The 24,526-nt window shown below is 72.4% G+C and carries 25 protein-coding genes and 1 riboswitch; of the genes, 14 read left to right on the forward strand and 11 right to left on the reverse strand.

All coding sequences use genetic code 11. The annotated features are described in order from the left end of the window. The first annotated feature begins 45 nt into the window (after nucleotides 1-45). Both AC29IT_RS11950 and AC29IT_RS11955 read left to right on the forward strand, forming a co-directional pair. The gene (locus tag AC29IT_RS11950) at nucleotides 46-885 is read left to right on the forward strand and encodes a DUF742 domain-containing protein (protein WP_358433911.1); all 840 of its coding nucleotides are present in this window, start codon (nucleotides 46-48) and stop codon (nucleotides 883-885) included. 13 nt (nucleotides 886-898) lie between these two features. Next, nucleotides 899-1,492 carry a GTP-binding protein gene (locus AC29IT_RS11955; RefSeq protein WP_224966597.1) on the forward strand — a complete coding sequence of 198 codons (594 nt, stop codon included), beginning with the start codon at nucleotides 899-901 and terminating at the stop codon, nucleotides 1,490-1,492. 238 nt (nucleotides 1,493-1,730) lie between these two features. Here AC29IT_RS11955 and AC29IT_RS11960 read toward each other — a convergent pair whose 3' ends face one another. Beyond that, complete coding sequence (locus tag AC29IT_RS11960; protein ID WP_488218737.1) at nucleotides 1,731-3,986, reverse strand: helicase-associated domain-containing protein; 2,256 nt, start codon at nucleotides 3,984-3,986, stop codon at nucleotides 1,731-1,733. A 168-nt stretch (nucleotides 3,987-4,154) separates the two neighbouring features. Here AC29IT_RS11960 and AC29IT_RS11965 point away from each other — a divergent pair, with 168 nt between their 5' ends. The 4 genes from AC29IT_RS11965 to AC29IT_RS11980 all read left to right on the forward strand — a co-directional run bounded on the left by AC29IT_RS11965 (nucleotide 4,155) and on the right by AC29IT_RS11980 (nucleotide 7,758). Further along, nucleotides 4,155-4,349, forward strand: coding sequence for a hypothetical protein (locus AC29IT_RS11965; protein WP_358433918.1), 195 nt, complete (start codon nucleotides 4,155-4,157; stop codon nucleotides 4,347-4,349). Nucleotides 4,350-4,611: 262 nt separating this feature from the next. Next, the gene (locus AC29IT_RS11970; RefSeq protein ID WP_358433920.1) at nucleotides 4,612-6,066 is read left to right on the forward strand and encodes an NAD-dependent malic enzyme; all 1,455 of its coding nucleotides are present in this window, start codon (nucleotides 4,612-4,614) and stop codon (nucleotides 6,064-6,066) included. Between the two features lie 82 nt (nucleotides 6,067-6,148). After that, a complete protein-coding gene (gene moaC / locus AC29IT_RS11975) occupies nucleotides 6,149-6,628 on the forward strand; it encodes a cyclic pyranopterin monophosphate synthase MoaC (RefSeq protein ID WP_358433922.1) in 480 nt (159 codons plus the stop codon). A 179-nt stretch (nucleotides 6,629-6,807) separates the two neighbouring features. Continuing rightward, entirely contained in the window at nucleotides 6,808-7,758 is a 951-nt protein-coding gene (locus AC29IT_RS11980; protein WP_358433924.1) for a molybdenum cofactor biosynthesis protein MoaE, read from the forward strand. Nucleotides 7,759-8,076: 318 nt separating this feature from the next. Here AC29IT_RS11980 and AC29IT_RS11985 read toward each other — a convergent pair whose 3' ends face one another. The 3 genes from AC29IT_RS11985 to moaA form a co-directional block, all read right to left on the reverse strand. Beyond that, nucleotides 8,077-8,709 (reverse strand): transglycosylase family protein, encoded by a 633-nt coding sequence (locus AC29IT_RS11985; RefSeq protein WP_358433927.1) that lies wholly within the window; start codon nucleotides 8,707-8,709, stop codon nucleotides 8,077-8,079. Nucleotides 8,710-8,729: 20 nt separating this feature from the next. Further along, nucleotides 8,730-8,844, reverse strand: a riboswitch (cyclic di-AMP (ydaO/yuaA leader). A 625-nt stretch (nucleotides 8,845-9,469) separates the two neighbouring features. After that, entirely contained in the window at nucleotides 9,470-9,766 is a 297-nt protein-coding gene (locus tag AC29IT_RS11990; RefSeq protein ID WP_488218738.1) for a MoaD/ThiS family protein, read from the reverse strand. Nucleotides 9,767-9,771: 5 nt separating this feature from the next. Beyond that, nucleotides 9,772-10,830 (reverse strand): GTP 3',8-cyclase MoaA, encoded by a 1,059-nt coding sequence (gene moaA, locus AC29IT_RS11995; protein WP_488218739.1) that lies wholly within the window; start codon nucleotides 10,828-10,830, stop codon nucleotides 9,772-9,774. Between the two features lie 172 nt (nucleotides 10,831-11,002). Between moaA and AC29IT_RS12000 the strand changes: the two genes are divergently transcribed. The 5 genes from AC29IT_RS12000 to AC29IT_RS12020 are packed head-to-tail and all read left to right on the forward strand — an operon-like array spanning nucleotide 11,003 to nucleotide 14,861. After that, a complete protein-coding gene (locus AC29IT_RS12000; RefSeq protein ID WP_358433936.1) occupies nucleotides 11,003-11,401 on the forward strand; it encodes a TOBE domain-containing protein in 399 nt (132 codons plus the stop codon). 1 nt (nucleotide 11,402) lies between these two features. Next, nucleotides 11,403-12,167 (forward strand): molybdate ABC transporter substrate-binding protein, encoded by a 765-nt coding sequence (gene modA, locus AC29IT_RS12005; protein WP_488218740.1) that lies wholly within the window; start codon nucleotides 11,403-11,405, stop codon nucleotides 12,165-12,167. Then, on the forward strand, nucleotides 12,164-12,979 hold the full coding sequence (locus tag AC29IT_RS12010) for an ABC transporter permease (RefSeq protein WP_358433942.1): 816 nt from the start codon (nucleotides 12,164-12,166) through the stop codon (nucleotides 12,977-12,979). The genes modA and AC29IT_RS12010 overlap by 4 nt, the downstream gene beginning before the upstream one ends. Next, on the forward strand, nucleotides 12,976-14,070 hold the full coding sequence (locus AC29IT_RS12015) for a sulfate/molybdate ABC transporter ATP-binding protein (RefSeq protein ID WP_488218741.1): 1,095 nt from the start codon (nucleotides 12,976-12,978) through the stop codon (nucleotides 14,068-14,070). Before AC29IT_RS12010 ends, AC29IT_RS12015 begins: the two co-directional genes overlap by 4 nt. A gap of 26 nt (nucleotides 14,071-14,096) precedes the next feature. Beyond that, nucleotides 14,097-14,861 carry an HAD-IIA family hydrolase gene (locus tag AC29IT_RS12020; RefSeq protein WP_488218881.1) on the forward strand — a complete coding sequence of 255 codons (765 nt, stop codon included), beginning with the start codon at nucleotides 14,097-14,099 and terminating at the stop codon, nucleotides 14,859-14,861. A 54-nt stretch (nucleotides 14,862-14,915) separates the two neighbouring features. On the opposite strand, the gene AC29IT_RS12025 is transcribed toward AC29IT_RS12020, so the two are convergent. Then, complete coding sequence (locus tag AC29IT_RS12025) at nucleotides 14,916-15,311, reverse strand: YccF domain-containing protein (RefSeq protein ID WP_488218742.1); 396 nt, start codon at nucleotides 15,309-15,311, stop codon at nucleotides 14,916-14,918. 63 nt (nucleotides 15,312-15,374) lie between these two features. Further along, entirely contained in the window at nucleotides 15,375-16,151 is a 777-nt protein-coding gene (locus AC29IT_RS12030; RefSeq protein WP_358433951.1) for a PhzF family phenazine biosynthesis protein, read from the reverse strand. 124 nt (nucleotides 16,152-16,275) lie between these two features. Here AC29IT_RS12030 and AC29IT_RS12035 point away from each other — a divergent pair, with 124 nt between their 5' ends. Further along, a complete protein-coding gene (locus AC29IT_RS12035) occupies nucleotides 16,276-17,955 on the forward strand; it encodes an AMP-binding protein (protein WP_488218743.1) in 1,680 nt (559 codons plus the stop codon). Between the two features lie 34 nt (nucleotides 17,956-17,989). On the opposite strand, the gene AC29IT_RS12040 is transcribed toward AC29IT_RS12035, so the two are convergent. Further along, the gene (locus AC29IT_RS12040) at nucleotides 17,990-18,952 is read right to left on the reverse strand and encodes a R2-like ligand-binding oxidase (RefSeq protein ID WP_488218744.1); all 963 of its coding nucleotides are present in this window, start codon (nucleotides 18,950-18,952) and stop codon (nucleotides 17,990-17,992) included. A 117-nt stretch (nucleotides 18,953-19,069) separates the two neighbouring features. Between AC29IT_RS12040 and AC29IT_RS12045 the strand changes: the two genes are divergently transcribed. Then, entirely contained in the window at nucleotides 19,070-19,681 is a 612-nt protein-coding gene (locus tag AC29IT_RS12045) for an HAD family hydrolase (RefSeq protein WP_488218745.1), read from the forward strand. A gap of 1 nt (nucleotide 19,682) precedes the next feature. Here the strand turns inward: AC29IT_RS12045 and AC29IT_RS12050 are convergent, their stop codons facing one another. Continuing rightward, complete coding sequence (locus AC29IT_RS12050) at nucleotides 19,683-19,889, reverse strand: hypothetical protein (protein ID WP_358433962.1); 207 nt, start codon at nucleotides 19,887-19,889, stop codon at nucleotides 19,683-19,685. A 324-nt stretch (nucleotides 19,890-20,213) separates the two neighbouring features. Here AC29IT_RS12050 and AC29IT_RS12055 point away from each other — a divergent pair, with 324 nt between their 5' ends. Then, nucleotides 20,214-20,606, forward strand: coding sequence for a cold-shock protein (locus AC29IT_RS12055; RefSeq protein ID WP_358433965.1), 393 nt, complete (start codon nucleotides 20,214-20,216; stop codon nucleotides 20,604-20,606). 61 nt (nucleotides 20,607-20,667) lie between these two features. On the opposite strand, the gene AC29IT_RS12060 is transcribed toward AC29IT_RS12055, so the two are convergent. The 3 genes from AC29IT_RS12060 to AC29IT_RS12070 all read right to left on the reverse strand — a co-directional run bounded on the left by AC29IT_RS12060 (nucleotide 20,668) and on the right by AC29IT_RS12070 (nucleotide 24,453). Then, nucleotides 20,668-21,147: a DUF2771 family protein gene (locus AC29IT_RS12060; protein ID WP_358433967.1), complete on the reverse strand. Its 480-nt coding sequence runs from the start codon at nucleotides 21,145-21,147 to the stop codon at nucleotides 20,668-20,670. A gap of 554 nt (nucleotides 21,148-21,701) precedes the next feature. Then, the gene (locus AC29IT_RS12065) at nucleotides 21,702-23,579 is read right to left on the reverse strand and encodes an MFS transporter (RefSeq protein ID WP_488218746.1); all 1,878 of its coding nucleotides are present in this window, start codon (nucleotides 23,577-23,579) and stop codon (nucleotides 21,702-21,704) included. Nucleotides 23,580-23,742: 163 nt separating this feature from the next. Next, complete coding sequence (locus AC29IT_RS12070) at nucleotides 23,743-24,453, reverse strand: glutaminyl-peptide cyclotransferase (protein WP_488218882.1); 711 nt, start codon at nucleotides 24,451-24,453, stop codon at nucleotides 23,743-23,745. Between the last annotated feature and the right edge of the window lie 73 nt (nucleotides 24,454-24,526).

The raw sequence follows: 24,526 nt of genomic DNA on the forward strand, positions 1-24,526 counted from the left end.
GCTCGCCGTGCCGTGCTATTCGGCGACGTGTGAGGGGGGTTCGCCATGACCTCGGGTCCCGACCCGAACTGGGACGGCGACCCGTTCCGGGCGTACAACCGGCACGGCGGCGCGGACTCCTGGCAGGACGACTTCCTCGACGACCCGCGCGGTGGTCAACCGGACTCGTGGCCGGGTTCGTCGAGCGGGTCCGACTACAGCCGCGCGCTGTTCGGCGGGCCCGGTGCCGACCTGTTCGGTTCCGGCATGTCGTCGTCCTCGATGCCGTCGGTGTCCTCCGGCTCGGTGCCGAACCCGGAGCACGGCTCACCGCTGGACGTCCCGTACGGGCACAGCCAGCCGGGGTCCGGCCAGGGCCGGGACCGCTCCGGGTGGGACTCGCAGGCGGGCACGCGCGGGCAGGGGCGCTACGACGGCGGTCCGCCGTCGGGCTCGATGCCGTCGCTGTCGCAGTCGATGCCGCCCGTGTCGGGTTCGCTGCCGTCGATCTCCGGATCGATGCCGGCCATTCCCGGTGGTCCGGTGGATCACGGGGAGATGCAGGAAACGGGCTCCCTGGTGCGACCCTATGCCCGCACGAGGGGCCGCACGCGTACCGATTATGATCTTGCCATCGAGACGCTGGTCTCCACCAGCGAGCGCGGCCGGGGGCAAAGCAACCCGGCGACGCCTGAGCACCGCTCGATCTGCGGGCTCTGCGTGGAGGCCAGGTCGGTCGCCGAGGTCGCCGCCCATCTGCGGCTGCCTCTCGGCGTGGTGCGGGTGTTGATCGGTGACATGGCCGGACTCGGCCTGGTCCTCATTCACGAGAACGGCATGGTCGTGGGAGACGGACCGTCGATGGAATTCTTGGAGAGGGTGCTCAGTGGCCTCCGGAAGCTCTGATCCCCGGGCGATCATGAACAATCAAAGCAGCGGCAAGACCTCGACCAAGATCGTCGTCGCCGGTGGTTTCGGCGTCGGGAAGACGACCTTCGTCGGCTCGGTCTCCGAGATCATGCCGCTGACCACCGAAGCGGTGATGACCGAGGCGAGCGTGGGGGTCGACGACCTCAGCTCGACGCCCGGGAAGGTCACCACCACGGTCGCGATGGACTTCGGCCGGGTCTCGCTCGACTCCGACCTGATCCTGTACCTGTTCGGCACGCCCGGGCAGCACCGGTTCTGGTTCATGTGGGACGACCTGGTGAAGGGCGCGATCGGTGCCATCGTGCTGGTGGACACCCGCCGGCTCGCGGACGCGTTCGCGTCGATCGACTTCTTCGACGACCGGCAGCTGCCGTACGTCGTCGCGGTCAACACGTTCGACGGCATGTTGCACCACAACATGGAGGACGTGCGGGAGGCGCTGACGATCGACAAGTCGGTGCCGATGATCTCCTGCGACGCCCGCAACCGGCAGTCCACCAAGCAGGCGTTGATCACGCTGGTGGAGCACGCGATGCGGCAGCGCCTCGCGATGCCCGCGTCCCAGTCCCAAGCCAAGGGCTGACGTCCCGGAGCAGCGGCCCTCTGGGGAGGGAGGCCGCGCTCCAGGAGAACCGAGCGGCGCGCCGTGCGCGGGCGCGCTCTCCGGTCCGGCGCCGTCGGCGCGCCGGTTCTTCGCGGTAGCAGCGCGCGGGTGGCCGGGATTCCCGGCCTCGGGGACCTGCGCCACACCGCCTTTCGCACCGCCCAGCGGCCCTCCGGTTCCGGCCTACCTGCCGCGCCGGTCGGACGTCCGGGAGTGCTCAGTCCTCCACGACCGCCACCGATGTGATGCGGTGCAACGGGAATCGGCCCGGCTCGCCGCTGCCGCGGTCCACGCCTTGCAGGACGCCGCCGCCGACGCTGACCGGCTGCACCACGACCTGGCTGGCGACGCCGTTCGAGTTCACGAAGCCGAGCCACACGCTGCGCTGCTGCACCGCGGCATCGCGCAGCAGCTGCAAGGTGGCGTCCGCGCTGGGCCTGCCGCGTTCGGGGCGCATCGCGCTGCCGCGGCGCACCGATCCGGCGCGGTCCCCGGACCGCAGCTGCGCCACGATCTCCGCCAGCTGCTCGTCCCCCGGCGGAGCGGGCAGCGCGGGCGGCTGCGTGGTGCGGATCCGGCCGCGGGACCGGTGGCCTTCGGCGCGCAGGTCCAGGATCTGCCCGTCGGGTCCTTCGGCGGCGGGGGTGAACCCGGCGGCGCGCAGGCCATCCAGCACCTCCACCAGTGGCAGCGGGCTCACCAGCACGGTCGGTGCGATGCGGCGCAGCTCCAGCTCGCCCACGCCCGGGCTGGCCAGCACTTCGGCCAGCAGCACGGGATCGTCGCAGCGGAGGAAGGCCGATGCGGTGCCGGCGCGAAGCCTGCCGTGCCTGCGCGCCACGTCGTCGATCAGGTAGGTCAGGCCCTGCGGGATCGGGGTGCGGGAGCGGTCCCGGAACAGGGCGTGCAGCTCGTCGGCGGTGCGGCCCGCGTCCAGCGCGCGGCGCATGCTGCTCTCGCCCACCCGGTACACGGTGGCGCTGCCCGCCGATTCGACGTCGGCGACCAGCTTCATGTCCGCGGCCAGGTCCGGTTCGAGGCGGCCCGGCGCCACCACGGTCAGGTCGGCCTGCACCAGCACGTGGTCCAGCGGTTCCGGCAGCGCCGAGGTGAGCACCTGCGCGGCGGCACCGGGCCCGTCGAACAGCACCGCCCGGCCCGCGCCGGACAGCGCGCCGAGCGCGACGATGCCCAGCGCGGTCGCTTCCTGCAACGTCCAGCGCACCAGGTCGTCCCGCATCCGCCCGCCGCGGCGCGGGGCGCGCCAGGCCAGCAGCGCCGCCACGTCCTCCGCGCTGCGCACCCCGTGCCCGCCGGGGAGCTCGTCGAGGACGCCCAGCACGCGCAGCCGGTCGCGCGGCGCGGTCACCCGGCGCAGCTCGTCGGACAGCGTGCCGAGCAGCCGGTCCTTCTCGTCCCGGCTCCCGACCAGGCCGGGGAGCCGGGGCAGGTCCAGCCAGCCCTTCGCCAGCGGTGCCCAGCGCTGCTCCGGTCCGGACGCCAGCCAGGTGTCGGCGCCGTAGGTGAGCGACCAGTCGGGGGCCGCGCCTTCGGCGGAGGTGATCAGGTTCGTGGTCGCCGCGAGTTCCGCGAGCAGCGACACCCGCGCCTCGTCGACGTCCAGCGCCTTCGCGGCCCGGCGGATGTCGCGCACCCCGATGCCGCCGGAGCGCAGCACGTCCGGTGGGTCCTCGCTCCACAGGTGCAGCAGGGATTCCAGGTGCCGCAGCAGTTCCAGCACTTCACCGGCCGCAGTAGAATCCACTGTGGACTGATCGTGCGCGGCGAGGTCCAGCAGCGGTTCCGCCGGCTCCACCGGCCCCATCGGGTGGTCGCCGCGGATCGCGAACGCCAGCTGCCGCGGCAGTTCCACGGTCTCGTCGTCGCGGCGCAGCAGCAGGCCCTTCGCCAGCAGCCGCTGCACCGGGGTGGCCGCCTCGTCGATGGCCCCGCGCGCCGCGTCCTTGGTGCGCCCGATCGGGTTCGGCCCGGCGAGCTTACCCACCAGGTCCCGTTCCGGCTCGTCCAGGTCGGCGAGCGCGGCGCGGGCGTCCTCGACGGTGAGGCCGTCGGCCGGGCGGCCCAGCCCGGCGGGGAACGCGGGCAGCGACTCCCGCGCGGTCGGCACCACCGCGAGCTCGTCGTCCTCGCCCCAGGCCAGCGCCCGGCGGCGCAGCTCCGACACCGAGCGGCGGGCCTGCTGCGGGGTGACGTCCGCGCCGAGCAGCTCGGCCACCGCGTCCAGCCCGACCGGCGCGGCGTCCGCGTTCAGCAGCACCAGCGCCTCCAAGGTGGACAGCGCGAACGCGTCCAGGTCCTCGCACGCCCTGGCCACCGAGGAGCGCACCCCCGCGCGGGTGGCCAGCACGGAGGTGTCCGCGGGCGGAGGAGTGGCCAGATCGGGCCGCGTGCGCAGCAGATCCGTGAGTTCCTCGTCGCCGCGTGCGCGCAGGAAGTCCGCGAGAGAAGCCATCCCCGCCACGATACCGAGTCGGCCCTGCGCACCCGTCCGGATCGTGGTCGAACGCGCACGCGCCCCGACCTCGGGCGATGATCCGCACCGCATCCGGCGGGCCGGGGTTCGCCCTGGCCACCCGATCGGGCAAACTGGTGCGCGTACGCCCACCCGACTTTCCGGAGGATGACCGTGGCCGGTGGCAACGCGAAGAAGGACCGCATCGACCCGACGTGGCCGCACGTCGGCGACGGCGAGCACCCGGTCAGCGAGCTGGTCGCCGACAAGCAGGGCGCGCTGTCCCCGTTCGGCGACGTCACCTTCCCCTTCGACGAGGGCACGTTCCCGTACGAGCACCCCGTCACCGAGCTCAACAAGTGACGTCCGGCGAGTAGCGGCCCCGCCGCGCCGCCCCGGCCCCGGTGTCCCCAGCGGACCCGGGGCCGACGTGCGTTCCGGGCCGGTTGTCAAGGCCGACTCGTCGGTAACGGTGCCGGATATCGATCACACCGGAGAAAGTTCTAGGCTTTTTCTCAGCCGGGTGAAGTTCAATGGCTTTGGTGGGTGTTGGATCTTGCCTGAGACCTGAGTTCTGTGCATAGGCCCGGCGCTCGAGTCGAAACTTCACGACAGGGGTGTCGCCATGCCGGTTCCAGGTCCGGGCTATTCGATCACGGTCCGAGTGGAGGCGCCGCCGTCCGCGAGCGCCGCGGGTGACCTCGCCAGCGCCGTGGGGCGTTCCGGCGGCGTCATCACCGCGTTCGACGTCGTCGAATCGCACACCGATCGCATCGTCGTGGACATCACCTGCAACGCGCTGTCCGCCGACCACGCCAGCGACATCACCGACCGGCTCGGCGAGCTGCCCGGCGTGAAGGTCCGCAAGATCTCGGACCGGACGTTCCTGGTGCACCTCGGCGGGAAGATCGAGGTGAGCTCGCGGGTGGCGCTCGCCAACCGCGACGACCTCTCCCGCGCCTACACGCCGGGCGTGGCCCGGGTGTGCACGGCGATCGCGGAGAACCCGGAGGACGCCCGGCGCCTCACCATCAAGCGGAACTCGGTCGCCGTGGTCACCGACGGCTCCGCCGTCCTCGGCCTCGGCAACATCGGGCCGGAGGCCGCGCTGCCCGTGATGGAGGGCAAGGCGGCGCTGTTCAAGAAGTTCGCCGGCGTCAACGCCTGGCCGGTGTGCCTGGACACCCAGGACACCGAGGAGATCATCCGCGCGGTCGAGCTCATCGCGCCCGTCTACGGCGGCATCAACCTCGAGGACATCGCCGCGCCGCGCTGCTTCGAGATCGAGGCGCGGCTGCGGGACAAGCTGAACATCCCGGTGTTCCACGACGACCAGCACGGCACCGCCATCGTGGTGCTGGGTGCGCTGCGCAACGCGCTGCGCGTCGTCGGCAAGAACATCGAGGACGTGCGGATCGTGGTCTGCGGCGTCGGCGCGGCGGGCTCGGCGATCATCCGGCTGCTGCAGCGCAAGTCGCCCGCGGACATCATCGCCGTGGACATCGACGGGATCGTGCACGGCGGCCGCGGCGACGAGGACGAGAACCTCCGCTCCATCGCCGCGGGCACCAACTCCGAGGGCCGCACCGGCACGCTGTCCGACGCGGTGAACGGGGCGGACGTGTTCATCGGCGTCTCCGCGCCGAACCTGCTCAGCAGCGACGACGTGGCCACCATGAACGAGGACGCGATCGTGTTCGCGCTGGCCAACCCGGACCCGGAGATCGACCCGCTGGAAGCCCAGCAGCACGCCAAGGTCGTCGCCACCGGGCGCAGCGACTACCCGAACCAGATCAACAACGTGCTCGCGTTCCCCGGTTTCTTCCGCGGGCTGCTCGACGCGCACGCGCACGAGATCACCGACGAGATGATGATCGCCGCCTCGAACGCCATCGCGGACGTGGTGGACGGCGAGGAGCGGGTCAACCCGTCGTTCATCGTGCCGAGCGTCTTCGACAGCAACGTCGCCCCCGCCGTTGCCGAAGCGGTGCGCAAGGCCGCGATCGCGAGCCGCACCGAGCAGCCCTCGCCGGGCGGCTCCTCCATGCCGTGGTCCATGGCCGAGGACCTCGACTTCTGATCCCGCGCCGCAGGTGAGCGGCCCGTCCGGCCGGGTGCACTGGCCGGACGGGCCGCGCACCGCGCGGACTAGAGTTCGCGGTATGGCGCAGGACGAGTTGACGCACGTGGACGAGTCGGGCGCGGCCCGCATGGTCGACGTCTCCGAGAAGCAGGTCACCGCGCGCACCGCCGTCGCCACCGGCGTCGTGCGCACCACCGCGGAGGTCCTCGCGCTGGTCCGCCGGGACGGCCTGCCCAAGGGCGATGCGCTCGCCACCGCGCGGATCGCCGGGATCATGGCCGCCAAGCGCACCCCGGACCTCGTCCCGCTGTGCCACCCGATCGCGCTGTCCGGGGTGCAGGTGCAGCTCGACCTGGGGGATGCCGAGGTGCGGATCACCGCGACCGTGCGCACCACCGACCGCACCGGTGTCGAGATGGAGGCGCTCACCGCCGTCACCGGCGCCGGGCTCGCGCTGCACGACATGATCAAAGCGGTCGATCCGGCCGCCGTGCTCGACGCGGTCCGGGTGGAGCGCAAGGAAGGCGGCAAGACGGGCACCTGGGTTCGCGAGGACTGATCGGCCGCGGCCCGGCGGCTGCTCGTACGCTGGACCACGACGTGGATCCGCGGTCGCCCCGCCGGGTCCCGACCGGTCCGCGATCCACCCGGCCCGCGAGTCCGCCGTCCGGTGCGCGAACCGTCCGGTGCACGACCCGGCCGCCGCACGATCCGCTCAGCACGCGAGGAGCTCCGACCATGCCGACCCGCACCGCTCGAGTCGTGGCCGCGTCGAACCGCGCCGCCGCAGGCGTGTACACCGACCGCACCGGTCCGATCATCGTCGAGTGGCTGCGCGAACGCGGGTTCCAGGTCGGCGAACCGCAGGTCGTCCCGGACGGTGAGCCGGTCGGTGCGGCGCTGCGCGCGGCGGTGGCCGCCGAGGTCGCGGTGGTGATCACCACCGGCGGCACCGGGATCAACCCGACGGACCGCACACCCGAGGTCACCGCCGAGGTCCTCGACCGTCCCGTGCCCGGCCTGGCCGATGCGATCCGCGCCGCCGGGCTGCCGGAGGTGCCGACGGCGGTGCTGTCCCGCGGGCTGGCCGGAGTGGCCGGGCGGACGCTGGTGGTGAACCTGCCGGGGTCCCGCGGCGGGGTCGCCGATGGGCTCGGCGTGCTGGACGGGGTGCTGGACCACGCGCTGGACCAGCTCGACGGCGGGGACCACGCGCCGGGCGGCGGGGTGCCGCACGCGCACGCCGCACCGGTGCGGACCGCGCCGGCCGAGGTGCTGCGCGCCGAGGTCGTCGACCGGCCGCTGGACGTCACCGAGCTGGAGCGGCTGGTGCAGGACCGGGCCGCGGGCGCGGTCGTCACCTTCGGCGGCGTGGTGCGCGACCACGACGGCGGCCGCGGCGTCACCGAGCTCGAGTACGTCGGGCACCCCAGCGCGGACGAGGTGATCCGCGAGGTCGCCGCCGAGCTCGCCGCCCGCTACGAGGGCGTGCGCGGCCTGGCCGTGGCGCACCGGATCGGGCACCTGGGCATCGGCGATGTGGCGCTGGCCTGCGCGGTCGCGGCCGAGCACCGCAAGGAGGCGTTCGCGGTGTGCGCGGAGCTGGTGGACGAGGTGAAGCGCAGGCTGCCGATCTGGAAGCGCCAGGTCTTCACCGACGCCTCGGAGGAATGGGTCAACTGCCCCTGATCCGGAGCCTCGACATTCGGAGCCTCGCTCCGGCGATCGCCGCTGAGATCGTCTCTGCGCTGTCGGACGTGCGGGATCTCGGGGGAAGGGCGGGAACGCCCGTTGATCTCGTTGACGGCGCTCTCAGGGCGCGCCGGATGCATTCAGATCTCGGCGAGGTGACGATCGGGTCTCGCGGCGGCGTCGGGCTCGGGAAGAAGAACGGGCCCCTGCCGCTGGGGGAGGCGGCAGGGGCCCGAGAGGGGAGTCGCGCCGGCTCGCACGGGGGAACGAGCCGGGCGGTCGACTCCGCGCCAGGTCGACGACCTGGCCGGTCGATCACTTGATGTCGAGCTGCTGGCCCGGGAAGATCAGGTTCGGGTCGCTCAGCACGCCGCTGTTGCGCTCGAAGATGTCCTGGTAGTCCACGCCGTACTGGCTGGCGATCTTGCCCAGGGTGTCACCGGCCTGCACCGTGTAGTCGGCGCCGTTCGACTTGACGGTCGACTTCTTCTTGGTGCTGGTGGTGCTCTTCGAGCTCTTCTTCGACGACGAGGAGGAGCTCTTCTCGGAGGCGGAGCTGGACCCACCGCTGGTGCTGCCGCTGGTCCAGCTGGTCTTCGAGGTGCAGCCCGGCCAGGCGCCGGGGCCCTGCGAAGCGAGGACCTTCTCGGCGACCGCGATCTGCTCTTCACGGCTGGCGTCCTTGGCGTTCGACGCGTACTGCGTGCCGCCGTAGGCCGCCCAGGTCGACGGGGTGAACTGGAGGCCACCGGAGAAGCCGTTGCCGGTGTTCGCGCTCCAGTTGCCGCTGCTCTCGCACTGCGCGAGCTGGTCCCAGTCCGCGGCGTTCGCGGGGGCCGCGACCGCGATCGGGGCGGCGACCACGGCACCTGCGATGGCGAGTCTGGCGGCGTTGCGAGCGATACCGGCGGTGGAAGGTTTCCGGTGCTTGCCTTCGTAGCGAGTCATGTTCCCTCTCCTGCCGCGCTTGCGAGGTGAGCTGTCGGGTTCGGGCTGAGAGGCAGCCCGGCCGGCTCGGGAGCCGGCTTCACCCCTAGGGCGTTCGGGGCGCCCAGTGGTGGTTCCCCCGCCCCTGTCCGGTGTGTTCGTTCGGGGGTGGGAAGCCCGCCGGACAGGGTTCGGCGCTGCGGGCTTCCGTGGTCCTTGCTGATCGGTTCGGGGCCGACCGGAGAGCGACACTACGTAACCGATCGCCGAAGCGGAAATCTGAGCATATGTGACGCTAGTCACAGTAACGATGGCTCAGGGGTGTCCGATCTCGATCGTTTTCGCTGATCAGGGCGTCGTTATCAAGTCGTTTCCGGGCCGAGATCGATCACCGTCGGTGAGGCGTGGCTCACCACATCAGTGGCCTCGCAACCTCGTCGTCGACCGGATGTCATCTCGCGAGCGGGCTGAATCGAGTCCAGGGCAGGCGTGGAATCGGGCCTTCCGGCGATCACTGCGCGATCAAGCGCAGTGACGCTCGGTCATGGCGAACCTCTGCCGGGTGAGGGATTGGAGGAGATGGCTCGAGATCGTCCCGGGGTCTTTCCAAGATCGGGAGACCGTCCCGGCGGCACCTCCGGGGAGACGGTGCGGGACCACTCGATCGCACACCGAAAAGTCACTCGGGGGAGTGTGTCAGACACGCCGGGGAATGTTGTATTCGCGCACGCGCGCCTGCGCGGGCGGAGTAATGAGGAGAGAACTCGATCGCCGCAGGCGTTCAGCCACCCGCGAACGGCGGCAGCACGTCCAGCTCGTCACCCGCGCCGACCTCGATCGACCGGTCCCGCAGCGCGACCCCGTTGAGCAGGAAGCTGCAGGCGGGCACCACTGCGGCCAGCCGCTCGTCGTGCGCCGCCAGCACCGCCTCGACCACGTCCGACGCCCGCACCGGCCCCGGCACGGCCGGCGCGATGCTCAGGACCTCCTCGGCCACGCCCGCCGCCGCCCTGGCGCCGGCGAAGTACCGCACCCGGACGGCCGTCGCGGCGGGAGCACCTTCGAACTGCACAGTCACGGCGGTCAGCCTCCGATCGCGCTCATCGGCCGGGACGGCTGCGCGAACCCGTCGTCGTCCATCCCGTGCCCGGCCTTCTTGGCCCACATCGTCCCCTGCCACAGCCGGGCGAGTTCCTCGTCCCCCGCGCCGTCGCGCAGCGGGCCGCGCAGGTCCGTCTCGGAGGTGGAGAACAGGCAGGACCGCAGCTGCCCGTCGGCGGTGAGCCGGGTGCGGTCGCAGTCGGCGCAGAACGGCCGCGTCACCGAGCCGATCACGCCGACCGTGCCGGGCCCGCCGTCCACCAGCCAGCGCTCCGCGGGCGCCGAACCGCGCTCGGCGACGTGCGGGGTGAGGGTGAACTCGGCGCCGAGCCGTTCCAGGATCTCGTCCGCGGTGATCATCTGCTCGCGGTCCCAGCCGTGCTGCGGGTCCAGCGGCATCTGCTCGATGAACCGCAGCTGGTAGCCCTGCTCCAGGCAGAAGCGCAGCAGGTCCCCGGCCTCGTCGTCGTTCACGCCGCGCAGCAGCACCGCGTTCACCTTCACCGGCTCCAGCCCGGTCGCCTTCGCCGCGGCGAGCCCGTCGAGCACGTCGTGGAACCGGTCGCGGCGGGTCAGCTCGTGGAAGGTCTCGGCGCGCAGCGTGTCCAGCGAGACGTTGACCCGGTCCAGCCCGGCCGCCACCAGCGCGTCCGCGTAGCGGTGCAGGTTGATGCCGTTGGTGGTCAGCGAGGTCTTCGGGTGGCTCGGCAGCGCGCTGGTGGCCGCGACGATGTCGACCAGGTCCTGGCGCAGCAGCGGTTCGCCACCGGTGAACCGCACGTTGGTGACGCCGAGGGTCTCGACGGCGAGCCGGATCAGCCGGATCATCTCGTCGGTGTCGAGCATCTCCTGCCGCTTCAGCCACGGCAGCCCCTCGGCGGGCATGCAGTAGGTGCAGCGCAGGTTGCACTTGTCGATCAGGGATACGCGGAGGTCGGTGGCCACGCGGCCGAATCGGTCGACCAGTGCCGGGGTGTCCGGACGCGTCGACGTGTCGGTCGTGGGGCGCACGGCCGGGATGCCCAGGTCCACTGCGGTCACACCATCGACCCTAACCCTGCTCGCGGGGGTATTTCGATCGCCGGGAGCGGCTTTCTCGCAGCGGAGCGCAGGTTTCCCGACCTGCGGGGATCCGCAGTGGACGGTCCAGCACCCGCGGGTGCGGACGGTGGGCGCTGTCCTGGCCGCAGGTGCGGCAGTAATCTGCACGACTGTGCCGCACTACCGGATTTCCGAAGCCGCCGGACTGCTCGGCGTCAGCGACGACACCGTGCGCCGCTGGGCCGACGGCGGGCAACTCGCCACCGAGCGGGACGGCTCCGGCCGCCTCGTGGTGGACGGTGCCGTGCTGGCCGGGTTCGCCCGCGACCAGGCGCGCGCCGTGCCGGACCCGTCGGGGGTCGGCCGCTCAGCCCGCAACCGGCTCGTCGGGCTCGTCACGGAAGTCGTCTCGGACACGGTGATGTCGCAGGTGGAGCTGCAGTGCGGCCCGCACCGGGTGGTGTCGCTGATGAGCACCGAGGCCGTGCGGGAACTCGGCCTGGAACCGGGAGTGCTGGCGGTGGCGGTGGTCAAATCGACCAACGTCGTGGTGGAGACGCCGGGAGGCTGACGTGGTGAGACGTGGAGTTGTCGCGGCCCTGGCCGGGCTGGCGCTGTTAGCGGCCGGGTGTTCGACCGGCGGCGGTGAGCAGGCGCAGGGCGAGCGCACCGTCACGGTGCTCGCCGCGGCCTCGCTGACCGAGTCGTTCGACCAGCTCGCCGAGCGGTTCGAGGCGGAGAACCCGGGGGTGAAGGTGCAGCTGGACTACGCGGGTTCGTCCACGCTGGTCGAGCAGCTCACCCAGGGCCGCCGCGCCGACGTGTTCGCCTCCGCGGACACCAAGAACATGGACAAGGCCACCAAGGCGGGCGTGACCGGCGGGGAACCGCAGGTGTTCGCCACCAACAAGCTGACCATCGCGGTGCCGAAGGGCAACCCGGACCACATCGGCGCGCTGGCCGATCTGACCGCGCCCGGCAGGCTCGTCGTGCAGTGCGCGCCGGAGGTGCCGTGCGGTTCCGCGTCGGCGGCGGTGGAGCAGGCCGCGGGCCTGGACATCAAGCCTGCCAGCGAGGAGAACGACGTCAAGTCGGTGCTGCGCAAGGTCGCGGCCGGTGAGGCGGACGCCGGTCTGGTGTACGTGACGGACGCGCGCTCCGCCGCGGACCAGGTGCAGGGGGTGGACTTCCCGGAGGCGGACGAGGCGGTGAACGACTACCCGATCGTCTCGCTGAAGGACGCGCCGGAACCGGAGCTGGCCGCGAAGTTCCTGGACTACGTGCGCGGCCCGGTGGGCGAGCAGGTGCTCACCGAGCACGGCTTCGGCTCGGAGTGAGCCCGCGTCGCGCGCGCGGCGGGGGAGCGCGGCCGGTCGCCGTACCGGGCGTGCTGTGGATTCCCGCCGCGCTGGCGCTGGCACTGATCGTGCTGCCGGTGCTGGGTCTGCTCACCAGGGTGGACCCGGCCCGGCTGCCCGAGCTGCTGACCAGCGAGGCGGCCCTGGACGCGCTGGACCTGTCGGTGCGCACCTCGCTGGTGGCGACGGTGCTGTCGCTGGTGTTCGGCGGCCCGCTGGCGGTGGTGCTGGCGCGGGCGCGGCTGCGCGGTTCGCGGGTGCTGCGCGCGGTGGTGCTGCTGCCGCTGGTGCTGCCGCCGGTGGTCGGCGGGCTGGCGCTGCTGTACCTGCTGGGGCGCACCGGCCCGCTGGGCGGACTGCTGGACGACGCCGGGCTGCGGCTGCCCTACACGACGGCGGCGGTGGTGCTGGCGCAGACGTTCGTCGCGATGCCGTTCCTGGTGGTGGGCCTGGAGGGTGCGCTGCGCTCGGCGGACGCCCGCTACGAGCAGGTCGCGGCGACGCTGGGCGCCGGCCCGTGGACGACGTTCCGGCGGGTGACGGTGCCGATGCTGCTGCCCGCGCTGGGGTCGAGCGTGGTGCTCACGTTCGCGCGGGCGCTGGGCGAGTTCGGCGCGACGATCACGTTCGCGGGCAGCCTGCAGGGCACCACCCGCACCCTGCCGCTGGCCATCTACACCACCGCGCAGTCCGACGTGGACGCCGCGGTGGCGATGTCGTTGCTGCTGGTGGTGCTGGCGCTGCTGGTGATCGGCGTGGCGGGCACGAGAGCGGTGGAGGGACGGACGTGACGGGTCTGCACGCCGAGGTCGCGTTCGCGCGGCCCGAGTTCGCGCTGGACGTGGAGCTGTCGGTGGCCCCGGGCGAGGTGCTGGCGGTGCTCGGCCCGAACGGCGCCGGGAAGTCGACCCTGCTGTCGGTGCTGTCCGGCCTGCTGGCGCCGGAGCGCGGCCGGGTGGCGCTGGACGAGCAGGTCTGGTGCGACGCGGCGACCGGCGCGCACGTGCCCACGCACCGGCGCGGGGTGGGCCTGCTGGCGCAGAACGCGCTGCTGTTCCCGCGGATGTCGGTGCTGGAGAACGTGGCGTTCGGGCCGCGCTCGACCGGGACGTCGAAGTCCGCGTCCCGGGAGGCGGCGCGCCGGTGGCTGTCCGAGGTGGACGCGACCGAGTTCGCGGACCGGCGCCCGGCGCAGCTCTCCGGCGGTCAGGCGCAGCGGATCGCGCTGGCCCGCGCGCTGGCGGCCTCGCCGCGGTTGCTGCTGCTGGACGAGCCGCTGGCGGCGCTGGACGTGGATTCCGCCCCGGCGGTGCGCGGCCTGCTGCACCGGGTGCTGCAGGAGCAGCGGCAGCCGACGGTGCTGGTCACGCACGACGTGCTGGACGCGGTGGTGCTGGCGGACCGGGTCGCGGTGCTGGTGGACGGGAAGATCATCGAGGAGGGGCCGACGCGGGAGGTGCTGACCCGCCCGCAGGCCGCGTTCACCGCGCGCATCGCCGGGCTGAACCTGCTGACCGGTGTCGCCACCGAGAGCGGGCTGGACTTCGGCGGCACTGCGATCGCGGGTAGGTCGGTGGAGGTGGCGCGGGGCGAACCCGCGGCGGCCGTGTTCGCGCCGTCGGCGGTCGCGGTGCACCGGGAACGGCCGGACGGCAGCCCGCGCAACGCGGTGCCGGTGCGGGTCGACGCGCTGGAACCGCGCGGTGACGCGGTGCGGTTGCGGGCCTCGACGCGGACGCCGGAGCCGGTGGTGCTGGCCGCCGACGTGACGCCCGCGGCGGTCGCCGAACTGCGGCTGGGCATCGGAGACCTGGTGTTCTTCGTGGTTAAGGCGACCGAAGTGGCCACGCACCCGGTATCCGATGGATCATCTGAGGTGTGACTGAGGAAGCGCCCTGGACGTACTTGATGGACATGGACGGCGTGCTGGTGCACGAGGAGCACATGGTGCCCGGAGCCGATCGGTTCCTGGCCGAGCTCCGCGAGCAGAACTTGCCGTTCATGGTGTTCACGAACAATTCGATCTTCACCCCGCGCGACCTGCGCGCGCGGCTGCACCGCACCGGCCTGGACATCCCGGAGTCGGCGATCTGGACCTCGGCGCTGGCCACGGCCCAGTTCCTGGAGAAGCAGCGGCCGGGGGGCAGCGCGCACGTCGTCGGCGAGTCCGGTCTGACCACGGCGCTGCACAACATCGGCTACGTGCTCACCGACCGGGATCCGGACTACGTGATCCTGGGCGAGACCCGCACCTACAGCTTCGAGGCGATCACGAAGGCGATCCGCCTGGTGGAGAACGGCGCTCGGTTCATCGCCACCAACCCCGACGAGAAGGGGCCGAGCCGGGAGGGCACGTTGCCCGCGACCGGTGCGGTGGCGGCGCTGATCGAGCGGGTCACCGGGCGGGCGCCGTACTACGTGGGCAAGCCGAACCCGCTGATGATGCGGTCGGCGCTGCGGACGCTGGGTTCGCACTCGGAGAACACGCTGATGATCGGTGACCGGATGGACACCGACGTGCGCTCCGGGTTGGAGTCGGGCCTGCAGACGATCCTGGTGCTGACCGGGATCTCGGACGAGAACACCGCGGAGCTGTTCCCGTACCGCCCCACCAAGGTGATCAACTCGGTGGCGGACCTGGTAGGGCACACCGCGGACCCCTTCGGCGCCTGACGCCCCGGTGAGCGGCCTCTCCCACGGCGGGTGGGCCGCTCACCTCGGCGCGGGTCAGCCCCGGGTGGGCAGCCGGTCGTCGGAGTCGACGATCCGCTTGCCCAGCGGGAACAGCGAGACGGGCAGCAGCTTGAAGTTCGCGATGCCCAACGGGATCCCGATGATGGTGATGCACTGCAGGATGCCGGTGACGATGTGCCCGATGGCCAGCCACCAGCCGGCGAGCAGCAGCCACAGCACGTTCCCGATCGCGGAGAACGCGCCCGCGCCGGGCTCGTCGACGAGCCGCCGCCCGAACGGCCACAGCGCGAAGTTGGCCATCCGGAACGAGGCGATGGCGAACGGGATTCCGATGATCGTGATGCCCAGGACGATGCCGGCCACGGCGTAGCCCAGGGCCAGCCACAGCCCACCGAAGATCAACCAGATCACGTTCAGCAGCAATTGCATGTCTTCAGCGTGGCACGGCCGCTCGGGCGGGTGGTCAGGTGGTGACCCTGAGTTCTCCCCGAGCTAGACCCGCAGTTCGCCTTCGAGGACCGTGACGGCCCGCCCGCGCAGCGCCACCCGGTCGCCCAGCGGGGTGGCGCGGACGAACCCGCCGCGCGGCGACGCCTGCTCGCCGACCAGTTCCACGCCGGAACGCCCCAGCTCGGCGGCCCAGTAGGGGGCGAGCTGGCAGTGCGCCGACCCGGTCACCGGGTCCTCCGGGATGCCGGACGCGGGGGCGAAGAACCGGCTCACGAAGTCCACCCCGTCCCGGTCGCCCGAGGCGGTGACGACGACGCCCCGGTAGGGCCAGGCGGCGATCCGCGCCAGGTCCGGTTCGAGGGCGCGCACCTCGGCGGCCGTGGCGACCCGGACGAGCAGCCGCTGCGGAGTCTCGCGCACCGCTTCGACGGTGGTGCCGGGCAGCGCGGCGGCCAGGTCCGCGGGCGGCTCGGCGGGGCTGAGCGCGCTCGCCGGGAAGTCCATGCCGATCCAGCCGTCGCCGGAGCCGGTGCAGGTCAGCTCGCCGCTGCGGGTGGCGAACCGCTGGTCGCCGCCGAGGACGTGCGCGGCGGCGAGGGTCGCGTGCCCGCACAGGTCGACCTCGGTGGTGGGGGTGAACCAGCGCAGCGGCTTCGGCTCGGTGCCGTCCAGCACCACGAACGCGGTCTCGGCGTGCCGCATCTCGGCGGCGACCGACCGCATCCAGGGTTCGGGGGCGGGTGCGTCGAGCAGCACCACCCCGGCGGGGTTGCCGGTGAACGGGTTCTCGGTGAAGGAGTCCACGACGTAGATGCGCACCCCCGGAGCCTACGGCCGGACGCGGGGGCACGGTCCGGTGCCGAAAAGGGGTGGGGCCGAAAAGGGCCGGTGCCGAAAAGGAGTGGGGCCGAGCACTCGACTTTTCGCCGCGACGGGCGGAATCATGAGTGCCCTGCGTCACGTCGGCGTCGGGGAGGGCACTGTGGACACGGCAGGAACACCAGCACTCAGCTACGACTCCGGCACCTCCGGGGTGCCGCTGCTCGGCGACACCATCGGCGCCGACCTGGACCGCACCGCCGCCCGCGTCCCCGACTCGGACGCGCTCGTCGAGCACGCGGGCGGCCGCCGCTGGACCTACCGGGAGTTCGTGGCCGACGTGGACGCGCTGGCCCTCGGCCTGCTGGACGCGGGCATCGACAAGGGCGACCGGGTGGGCGTGTGGGCGCCGAACCGCGCCGAGTGGACGCTCACCCAGTACGCCACCGCGAAGATCGGCGCGGTCCTGGTCAACATCAACCCGTCGTACCGGCTGCACGAGCTGGAGTTCGTGCTCGGCCAGGCGGGGGTGCGGATGCTCGTCTCCGCGCAGCGGTTCAAGACCAGCGACTACACCGCGATGATCGAGCAGGTGCGGCCGAAGTGCCCCGGCCTGGAGCAGGTCGTGCTGCTCGACGACCCGAGCTGGGAGGAGCTGGTGGCGCGCGGCCGCGCGGGCGATCCGGCGCGGCTCGCGGCGGCGCAGGCGCGGCTCAGCGCCGATGATCCGATCAACATCCAGTACACCTCGGGCACCACCGGTTTCCCGAAGGGCGCGACGCTGTCGCACCACAACATCCTCAACAACGGGTTCTTCGTCGGCGAGCTGTGCGGGTATTCCGAAGTGGACCGGGTCGCGATCGTGCCGCCCTTCTACCACTGCTTCGGGATGGTGATGGGCAACCTGGCCTGCACCAGCCACGGCGCGGCGATGGTCATCCCGTCCGAGGGCTTCGACCCGGGCACCGCGCTGGCCGCGGTCGCCGCGGAGCGCTGCACCGCGCTGTACGGGGTGCCGACGATGTTCATCGCCGAGCTGGACCACCCGGACTTCGAGGGCTTCGACCTGGGCTCGCTGCGCACCGGCATCATGGCCGGATCGCCGTGCCCGGCGGAGGTGATGAAGCAGGTCATCGATCGGATGGGCATGGCCGAGGTCGCCATCTGCTACGGCATGACCGAGACCAGTCCCGTCTCCACCCAGACCCGCGCCGACGATTCGCTGGAGCGCCGGGTGTCCACCGTGGGCCGCGTCGGACCGCACCTGGAGGTGAAGGTCGTCGACCCCGCCACCGGGTTGACCGTGCCGCGCGGCGAGGCGGGCGAGCTGTGCACCCGCGGCTATTCGGTGATGCTCGGCTACTGGGACCAGCCGGACAAGACCGCGGAGGTCATCGACGCCGCCCGCTGGATGCACACCGGCGACCTCGCGGTGATGGACGAATCCGGGTACGTGAGCATCACCGGGCGGATCAAGGACATGGTGATCCGCGGCGGCGAGAACGTGTACCCGCGGGAGATCGAGGAATTCCTCTACACCCACCCCGACATCGTGGACGCGCAGGTCATCGGGGTCCCGGACGAGCGCTTCGGGGAGGAGCTGATGGTGTGGGCCCGGCTGCGCTCCGGAGCGCCCGAGCTCACCGCCGAGGCGCTGCGCGAGTTCTGCGCCGGGAAGCTCGCGCACTACAAGATCCCGCGCTACGTGCACGTCGTGGACGACTTCCCGATGACCGTCACCGGCAAGATCCGCAAGGTCGAGATGCGCCGCCAGGCCAAGGAGATCCTCGACCTGGGCGACTGAGGCGGGTGCCCCGGGCGGGCACCCGCCCGGGGCGTCAGGCCTTGGCGAGTTCGGCTGCGTCCTCCTCGCCGAACTGGTCCTCCAGGCGTTCGGGGGAGGCGTCCACGTCGATCTGCTCCAGCGGGGTGCCGCGGGCCGAGGAGATCGCGCCGAGGCGGCGTCCGGCGCGGTCGCTCGCGTAGCTCAGCAGTTCGTCGGTGTCGAGTTCGAACGGCCGCACCTCGGGCGCGTCGGCGGGTTGCCACTGGATGAGCTCCATGGCGGGCGGCAGCAGCTCCTGCATCATCTCCTCGACGTGGCCCCAGTTCGCCTCGTCGGCGGCGACGTGCCTGCGGCAGGTGAACGTGCCCCAGGCCATGTGCCTGCGCTCGTCGTCGCCGATGTGGCCGATGATCCGCTGCATGCCGGGGAACAGCCCGCGGCTGCGGCAGATCTTGTTCCACGCGTAGTAGCCGGTGAGCGCGAGCGAGCCCTCCACCACGTGGTTGTAGGTGACCGACGCCCGGATCTGGTTGCGCGGCCCCGGATCGGCGTCCAGCGCGTGCAGCACGGTCGGCAGGACGTCGTAGAAGATCGTGCGGTAGCCGGGGTTGTCCTCGACGAACTCGTTGAGGTTCTCGGTGAGGCCGACCGCGTCCATCCACAGCCGGAACGCCTGGGTGTGCTTGGCCTCTTCGTACATGAACTGGGTCAGGTACATCTCATCGCCGAAGCGGCCTTCGGCGGCCATGGCGGACAGGAACGGGCGCAGGTCCTGGGCGACGGCTTCCTCACCCGCGATGAATTCGGCGCACAGCCCCGCCACGCTGCGGCGTTCCTCGGCGGTGAGCCCGGCCATGTCGCGGGCGTCCTGCTCGAAGTCGATGTCGGCGGGGTTCCAGAACTTCGCGTTGCCCTTGCTGAACAGCCGCAGCGGCAGCGAGTCCCAGTTGAGGCCGCCGGGGCGCAGGGAGTGGAAGTCGTCGCGGTGCTTGCTGCTGTCCGTGGTGGTCGTCATCGGCCTGCTCCAGCTCGCCCGGGAGTGTGAGTCGCGTTACACCGACGATTTTCGGTACTGAAAAGTTCCGCGTCAAGGGCGGTCACTCGGCCGCGCGCGGCGGTTAGCCTCCAGGCCGTGACACCTGCGACCGTCGGCTTCGACCTGGACCTCACGCTCATCGACCCCCGGCCCGGCATGATCGACGTGTTCGAGCGGTTGCGCGAGGAGTTCCGCGTGCCGCTCGACGGCGAGCACTTCGCCGCCAACCTCGGCCCGCCGCTGCCCGACGTGCTGCGCACCTACGGGTTCGACGAACCGCTCGTCGCCCGCCTCGTGGACCGGTTCCGGGAGCTCTACCCCGAACTCGTCGTGCCGGTCACCCGGGCCATGCCCGGTGCCGCGGACGCGCTCGCGGCGGTGCGCGACCTCGGCGGCCGGGCGCTCGTCGTCACCGGGAAGTTCGAGCTCAACGCCCAGCGGCACCTCGACGCGCTGGACTGGAAGGTCGACCGGCTCGCCGGTGACGTGTTCGCCGCCGCCAAGGGCGACGTGCTGCTCGCCGAGGACGCCGCCATCTACGTCGGCGATCACCTCGGCGACGTGGTCGGCGCCAAGACCGCGGGCGCCGTCGCCGTCGGCGTCGCCACCGGTTCCTACCGGGCCGACGAACTACTGGAAGCGGGCGCCGACGTCGTCTTCGCGGACCTCACCGAGTTCCCCGCCTGGCTCGCCGCCCGCGGCGGGTGACTCAGCCGCGGCGGGTGCGCAGCACCGCGCCGACCACCCCGACGATCAGTCCGGCCGGCGCCAGCAGCGTCGCCAGGTTCAGCCACAGCGGCAGGTTCTCCACGCCCGCGGCGAACGACGCGAACACCGCGAGCACGGCGAGCAGGCCCGCGGCGAACAGCCCCACCGCGAGCGGGAGCACGGCGGAACGACGAGAAGCGGTGTCCATGTCGGCAGGGTAGGCGCCGCGCTCGCCGGGCCGGCCCCGATGTGGCCGGAACCTCCGCCGCGGAGGTGGGAAGCGCAGGTCAACGCGATGTCGGCACATCCCTCGCGAAAGGGGCGAAGGTGTTCCACCGCGGACGGGTACCCTTAAACTGACGCGTCCTGGGAACGCTCTGACAGCGTGGCGTTCCGGGGCGTTTTTGTTGTGCCAGGGCCGGAACGCTCCAGCACGACGGACGATGACGACAAGAAGGACCCGCTCGCTCCCGGCCTGACCAGGGTTGCGCGAGGAGTGCGGGCCGGGCATCGACAGGGAACGGTGAGGACAGTGCCGACCGGCAGGGTCAAGTGGTACGACGCGGACAAGGGCTTCGGCTTCGTGACCCAGGACGGTGGGGAGGACGTGTACGTGCGCTCCTCCGCGCTGCCGTCCGACGTCGACTCGCTCAAGACCGGCCAGCGCGTCGACTTCGACATGGCCCAGGGCCGCCGCGGCCCGCAGGCGCTGCGGATCCAGCTGCTGGACCCGCCGCCCTCCGTCGTCGAAGCGCGCCGCCGCCCCGCCGACGAACTGCACGGCATGGTCGACGACATGATCAAGCTGCTGGAGCTGAAGGTGCAGCCCGACCTGCGCCGCGGCAGGTATCCGGACCGCAAGGTGTCCAAGCGGATCGGCGAGGTCGTCCGCGCGGTCGCCCGGGAGCTCGACCCCGGCGCCTGATCCTTCCCGACGCCGGACGAGGGCGGGTGGCGGATCCTCCGCCGCCCGCCCTCGTCGCACGTCAGGTCGGGTCGATGACCCAGGTCGCGGCGATGGGGAAGTCCACGCCGCCGTCCTCGCCGAGGACGAGGAGGCCGGAGTACTGCTGGACCTCGACGTGCTCCAGGCGGGTGCCGTCCGGCGGGACGCGCAAGGTGTACGAGTGGCGCTCGTCCGGCCGGATCACGCCGGTGCGTCCCTCGATCTCCTGGCCGTCCACGCCCCGGTAGATGTACGAGACCTGCCACGGCGTCGCCGACACGTCGCCGGGCACCGAGATCTGCAGCGGTGACTTCTCCGGCACCCGCAGCTTCCCCACCGGGTCCTCGGCGGGCGGCGCGCAGTTCTCCCCGGTCGCGTCGCAGAACCGCGCGGGGGCGACCTCGATGGCCTCGCCGTGCGAGTAGAAGGTGACCTGCGGGGCGGAGGGTGCCGAGCACCCGGCCAGCGCGATGACGCCCAGCGGAGCCGCGAGCAGCAGCGACTTCAGTCCACGATGCACGACCGCGAGCCTACGACGCGGTGTCACCCGTCGGACCCACGGGCCGGGGTCGCCGGTCGGGCTGCGGTCCGGCGAGTCCGCCGGGTCTGCCGCTCGGGATCGCCGGTCGGCCTCGCGGTTCGGCGTTCGCCGGTCCGGCCCGGATCGGGTCTGCGGTCGGGTGTCGTCCACGGGACCTGCGATCCGGTGTCGTCCGCCGGACCTGCGGTCGGGGTCGCCGTCGGACCTGCGATCCGGCGCCGTCCGCTGGACCTGCGGTCGGGTGGCGCCGGTGGACCTGAGGTCCGGTGTCGTCCGGTGCGCCTCCGGTCGGGTGTCGTCCGGCGGACCTGGGAGCCGACGGACGTCCGTCGAATCTGCGGCCCGGGATCGCCGGTCGGGCCGACGGGCCGGTGGGACCTGCGGTCCGGCGCCGGTCGTCGGACGTGCGGTCCGGTGCCGCCGGTGGGTCTGCGGTCGGGTGTCGTCCGGCGGACCTGCGGTCGGGTGTCGTCCGGTGGACCTGCGGTCGGGTGTCGTCCAGTGGACCTGCGGTCGGGTGTCGTCCGGCGGACCTACGGTCCGGTGGCGACGCGCTCGGTGCCCGGTTCGGCCTCGCTCCGGCGGCGCGGCCGGGGGAGGAGCCCGCCGCCGCGTCCGACCAGGACGGTCTGCACCAGCACCAGGGCCAGCAGCGCGGCCGTCGTGGTGAACCCGATCCACCACACCGGCGGCAGCAGCACCCCCAGCGCCCCGCCGAACACCCAGCTCAGCTGCAACACCGTCTCGGAGCGGCCGAACGCGGAGGCCCGCGACTCCTCGGCCACGTCCCGCTGCACCACCGCGTCCAGGCACACCTTCGCGAGCGCGCTCGCGGTCGCGCCCACGAGTCCGACCGCGACCGCCACCGGCACCCCGGCCAGCACGGCCGCGCAGGCGGTGATCGCCAGCGCGGCGCCCAGGCAGCTCGCGATCAGCCGGTCCGGGTTGCCGAACCGCATCCGCGCGCCCGCCGCGTTGCCGAGGAAGCTGCCGAGCCCCGCGGCGCCGCCCACCGCGCCGAGCAGCACGACCTGCATCGCCGGGTCCTGCCGGGTGCTCTCCTTGATCACGAACGCGGCGAACAGCGTCAGGAACCCGGTCAGCACCCGGATTCCGGCGTTGCCCCACAGCGCGACGACCACGTGCGAGCTCAGCGGAGCCCGCCGCCGCTTCCCGGCCACGGCCCGCGCCTCGCCCGCCGAGCTCTCCACCCGCCGCGTGATGCGCAGGCACAGCCACGCCCCGCCTGCCGCGAGCGCCGCCATGAACCACAGCGCTCCCGGCGACCCCAGCAGCCACGCGAACCCGGAGGCCACCGCCCCGAACACGCCCCCGGCGGCCAGGCCGAACGTGGTCAGCCGGGAGTTGGCCCTGGTCAGGTCGATCGCCGCGGGCAGCACCCGCGGGGTCATCGCCGCCTTGAGCACGCCGAACGACTTGGACAGCACCATGCAGCCCAGCGCGGCCGGGTACAGCAGCCAGCCGTCGAAGTTCACCGCCATCACCGCCGCCAGCAGCACCCGGACGCCGAAGGAGACGGCGAGCGCGGTGCGCCTGCCCTGCCGCAGCCGGTCCAGCGCCGGGCCGATCACCGGGGCGATCACGGCGAACGGGGCGACGGTGATCAGCAGGTACAGCGCCACCTTGTCCCGGCTCTCGCCGGTGGCGGCGGAGAAGAACAGCGTGTTCGCGAGCGCCACGGCCATCGCCGCGTCGACCGCGTAGTTGAGCATCACCGCGTAGCTGAACCGGGCCAGTCCGGATTCGGCGGCGCCGTCGGCGTGCGCGGCGGAGAAGAACAGCCGCATCGCGCCACGGGTGAGCTGCCTGCCGCGCCAGGCGGCGACGCGGGTGACGGTGAGCTTGCGCGGGGGAGCGGTGGGGTCCCAGCGGCCGCGCGGGGTGTCCTCGGGAGCGTCGCCGGGTGCTCGGTCGTCCGGGGTGGAGTCCCGGTCCTGTTCGCGCCCGGCGTCGGTGTCGTGCCCCCGGTCGGGGTCGGGGCCGCGGCGGTGCTCGCCGTCCGAACCGGAGTCGCGGCGGGTCCCGGTGCTGCGGGGTGGTGCGGTGGCCGCGGCGTGCTCGTGCCCCGCGTGCTCGGTGCCCACCTGCTCGCCCGCCGCCGGCCCTGCCGTGCGGCCCTGCTCGCTCGCCGCGGGTCCGGCTGCGCGGTCTTGCTCGCCTGCCGCCGGCCTTGCCGTGCGGCTCCGTTCGCTCGCCGCGGGTCCGGCTGCGCGGCCCTGCTCGTCCGCCGTCGGTCCGGCAGCGCGGCCGGACCCGCCGTCGCGCTCCCGGTCGTCCCGCCGTTCGCCGAAGCCCTGCGGGATCCGCCCGCGCCTGCCGCGTCGACCGGCTCCCCAGCCGGGGCGGCCGGTCGGTTCCTGGTCGGTGCGCTGGTCGCGTCGGAGCCCCATGTGTTCATCCTGCCCCAGCCTCGGGCGCGGCCGCGTCCGCTCCGCCGCTGCTCAGCCGGGCGTGCCGCGGAGTTGTCCACAGTCGAGCCCCAGCTGTGGACAACTTGTGGAAATTTGCGAGATCAGGAGCGAGTTCTCCACAGCCGGGTGCGGCCGCTGTGGATCACTGCGGTGCGAACCGCACCCGGTACGCGTGCGGCCACAGCTTCCCGGTGAGCAGGAATTCGTCGGTCCCGGGCACCGCGGCGATCCCGTTCAGCACGTCCGCCCCCGCCTTCTCCCCGGCGGGCAGCAGCCCGGACGCGTCGACGACCGCGCCGACCACGCCGGTCGCCGGGTCGATGCGCACGATCTGATCGCTGCCCCACACGTTCGCCCACACCTGCCCGCCCGCGCATTCGAGCTCGTTGAGCTCCGGGACCGGCTTGCCCTCCAAGGTGACCTGGACGGAGCCGGTGGGCGCGAACGTCGCCGGGTCGCGGAAGGTGAGCTGCGCGCTGCCGTCGCTCATGACCAGCCGGGAGCCGTCGTGGCAGAGCCCCCAGCCCTCGCCGTCGTAGTCCACTCGGCGCAGTTCCCGCAGGCTCGTCCGATCACGTTCCAGCGCAACCCCTTCCTGCCAGGTGAGCTGCCAGATACGGTCACCGACGACGGTGATGCCTTCGCCGAAGAGGTCGGCGGGGAGACGTTCCTCCCCGAGCACGCGGCCGGTGTCCGGGTCCAGCGCCCGCAGCAGCGAGCGCCCGTACCGCCCGGTTCCTTCGTAGAGGGTTCCACCGGACAGTTCGAAGCCCTGGGTGAACGAGGAGCGGTCGTGCGGGAGCACGCGGGTCACCATCGCTCGAAGGTGTGGCACGCTGCCCGCGTGCCCAATGCTCTGATCGGTGTGCTCGCGATCCTCCTGGCCTTCGTGCTGAGCTGGTATGTACGACGAGCACGCGCCCAAC

The sequence above is a fragment of the Saccharopolyspora sp. MMCC62 genome (genome assembly GCF_057736575.1).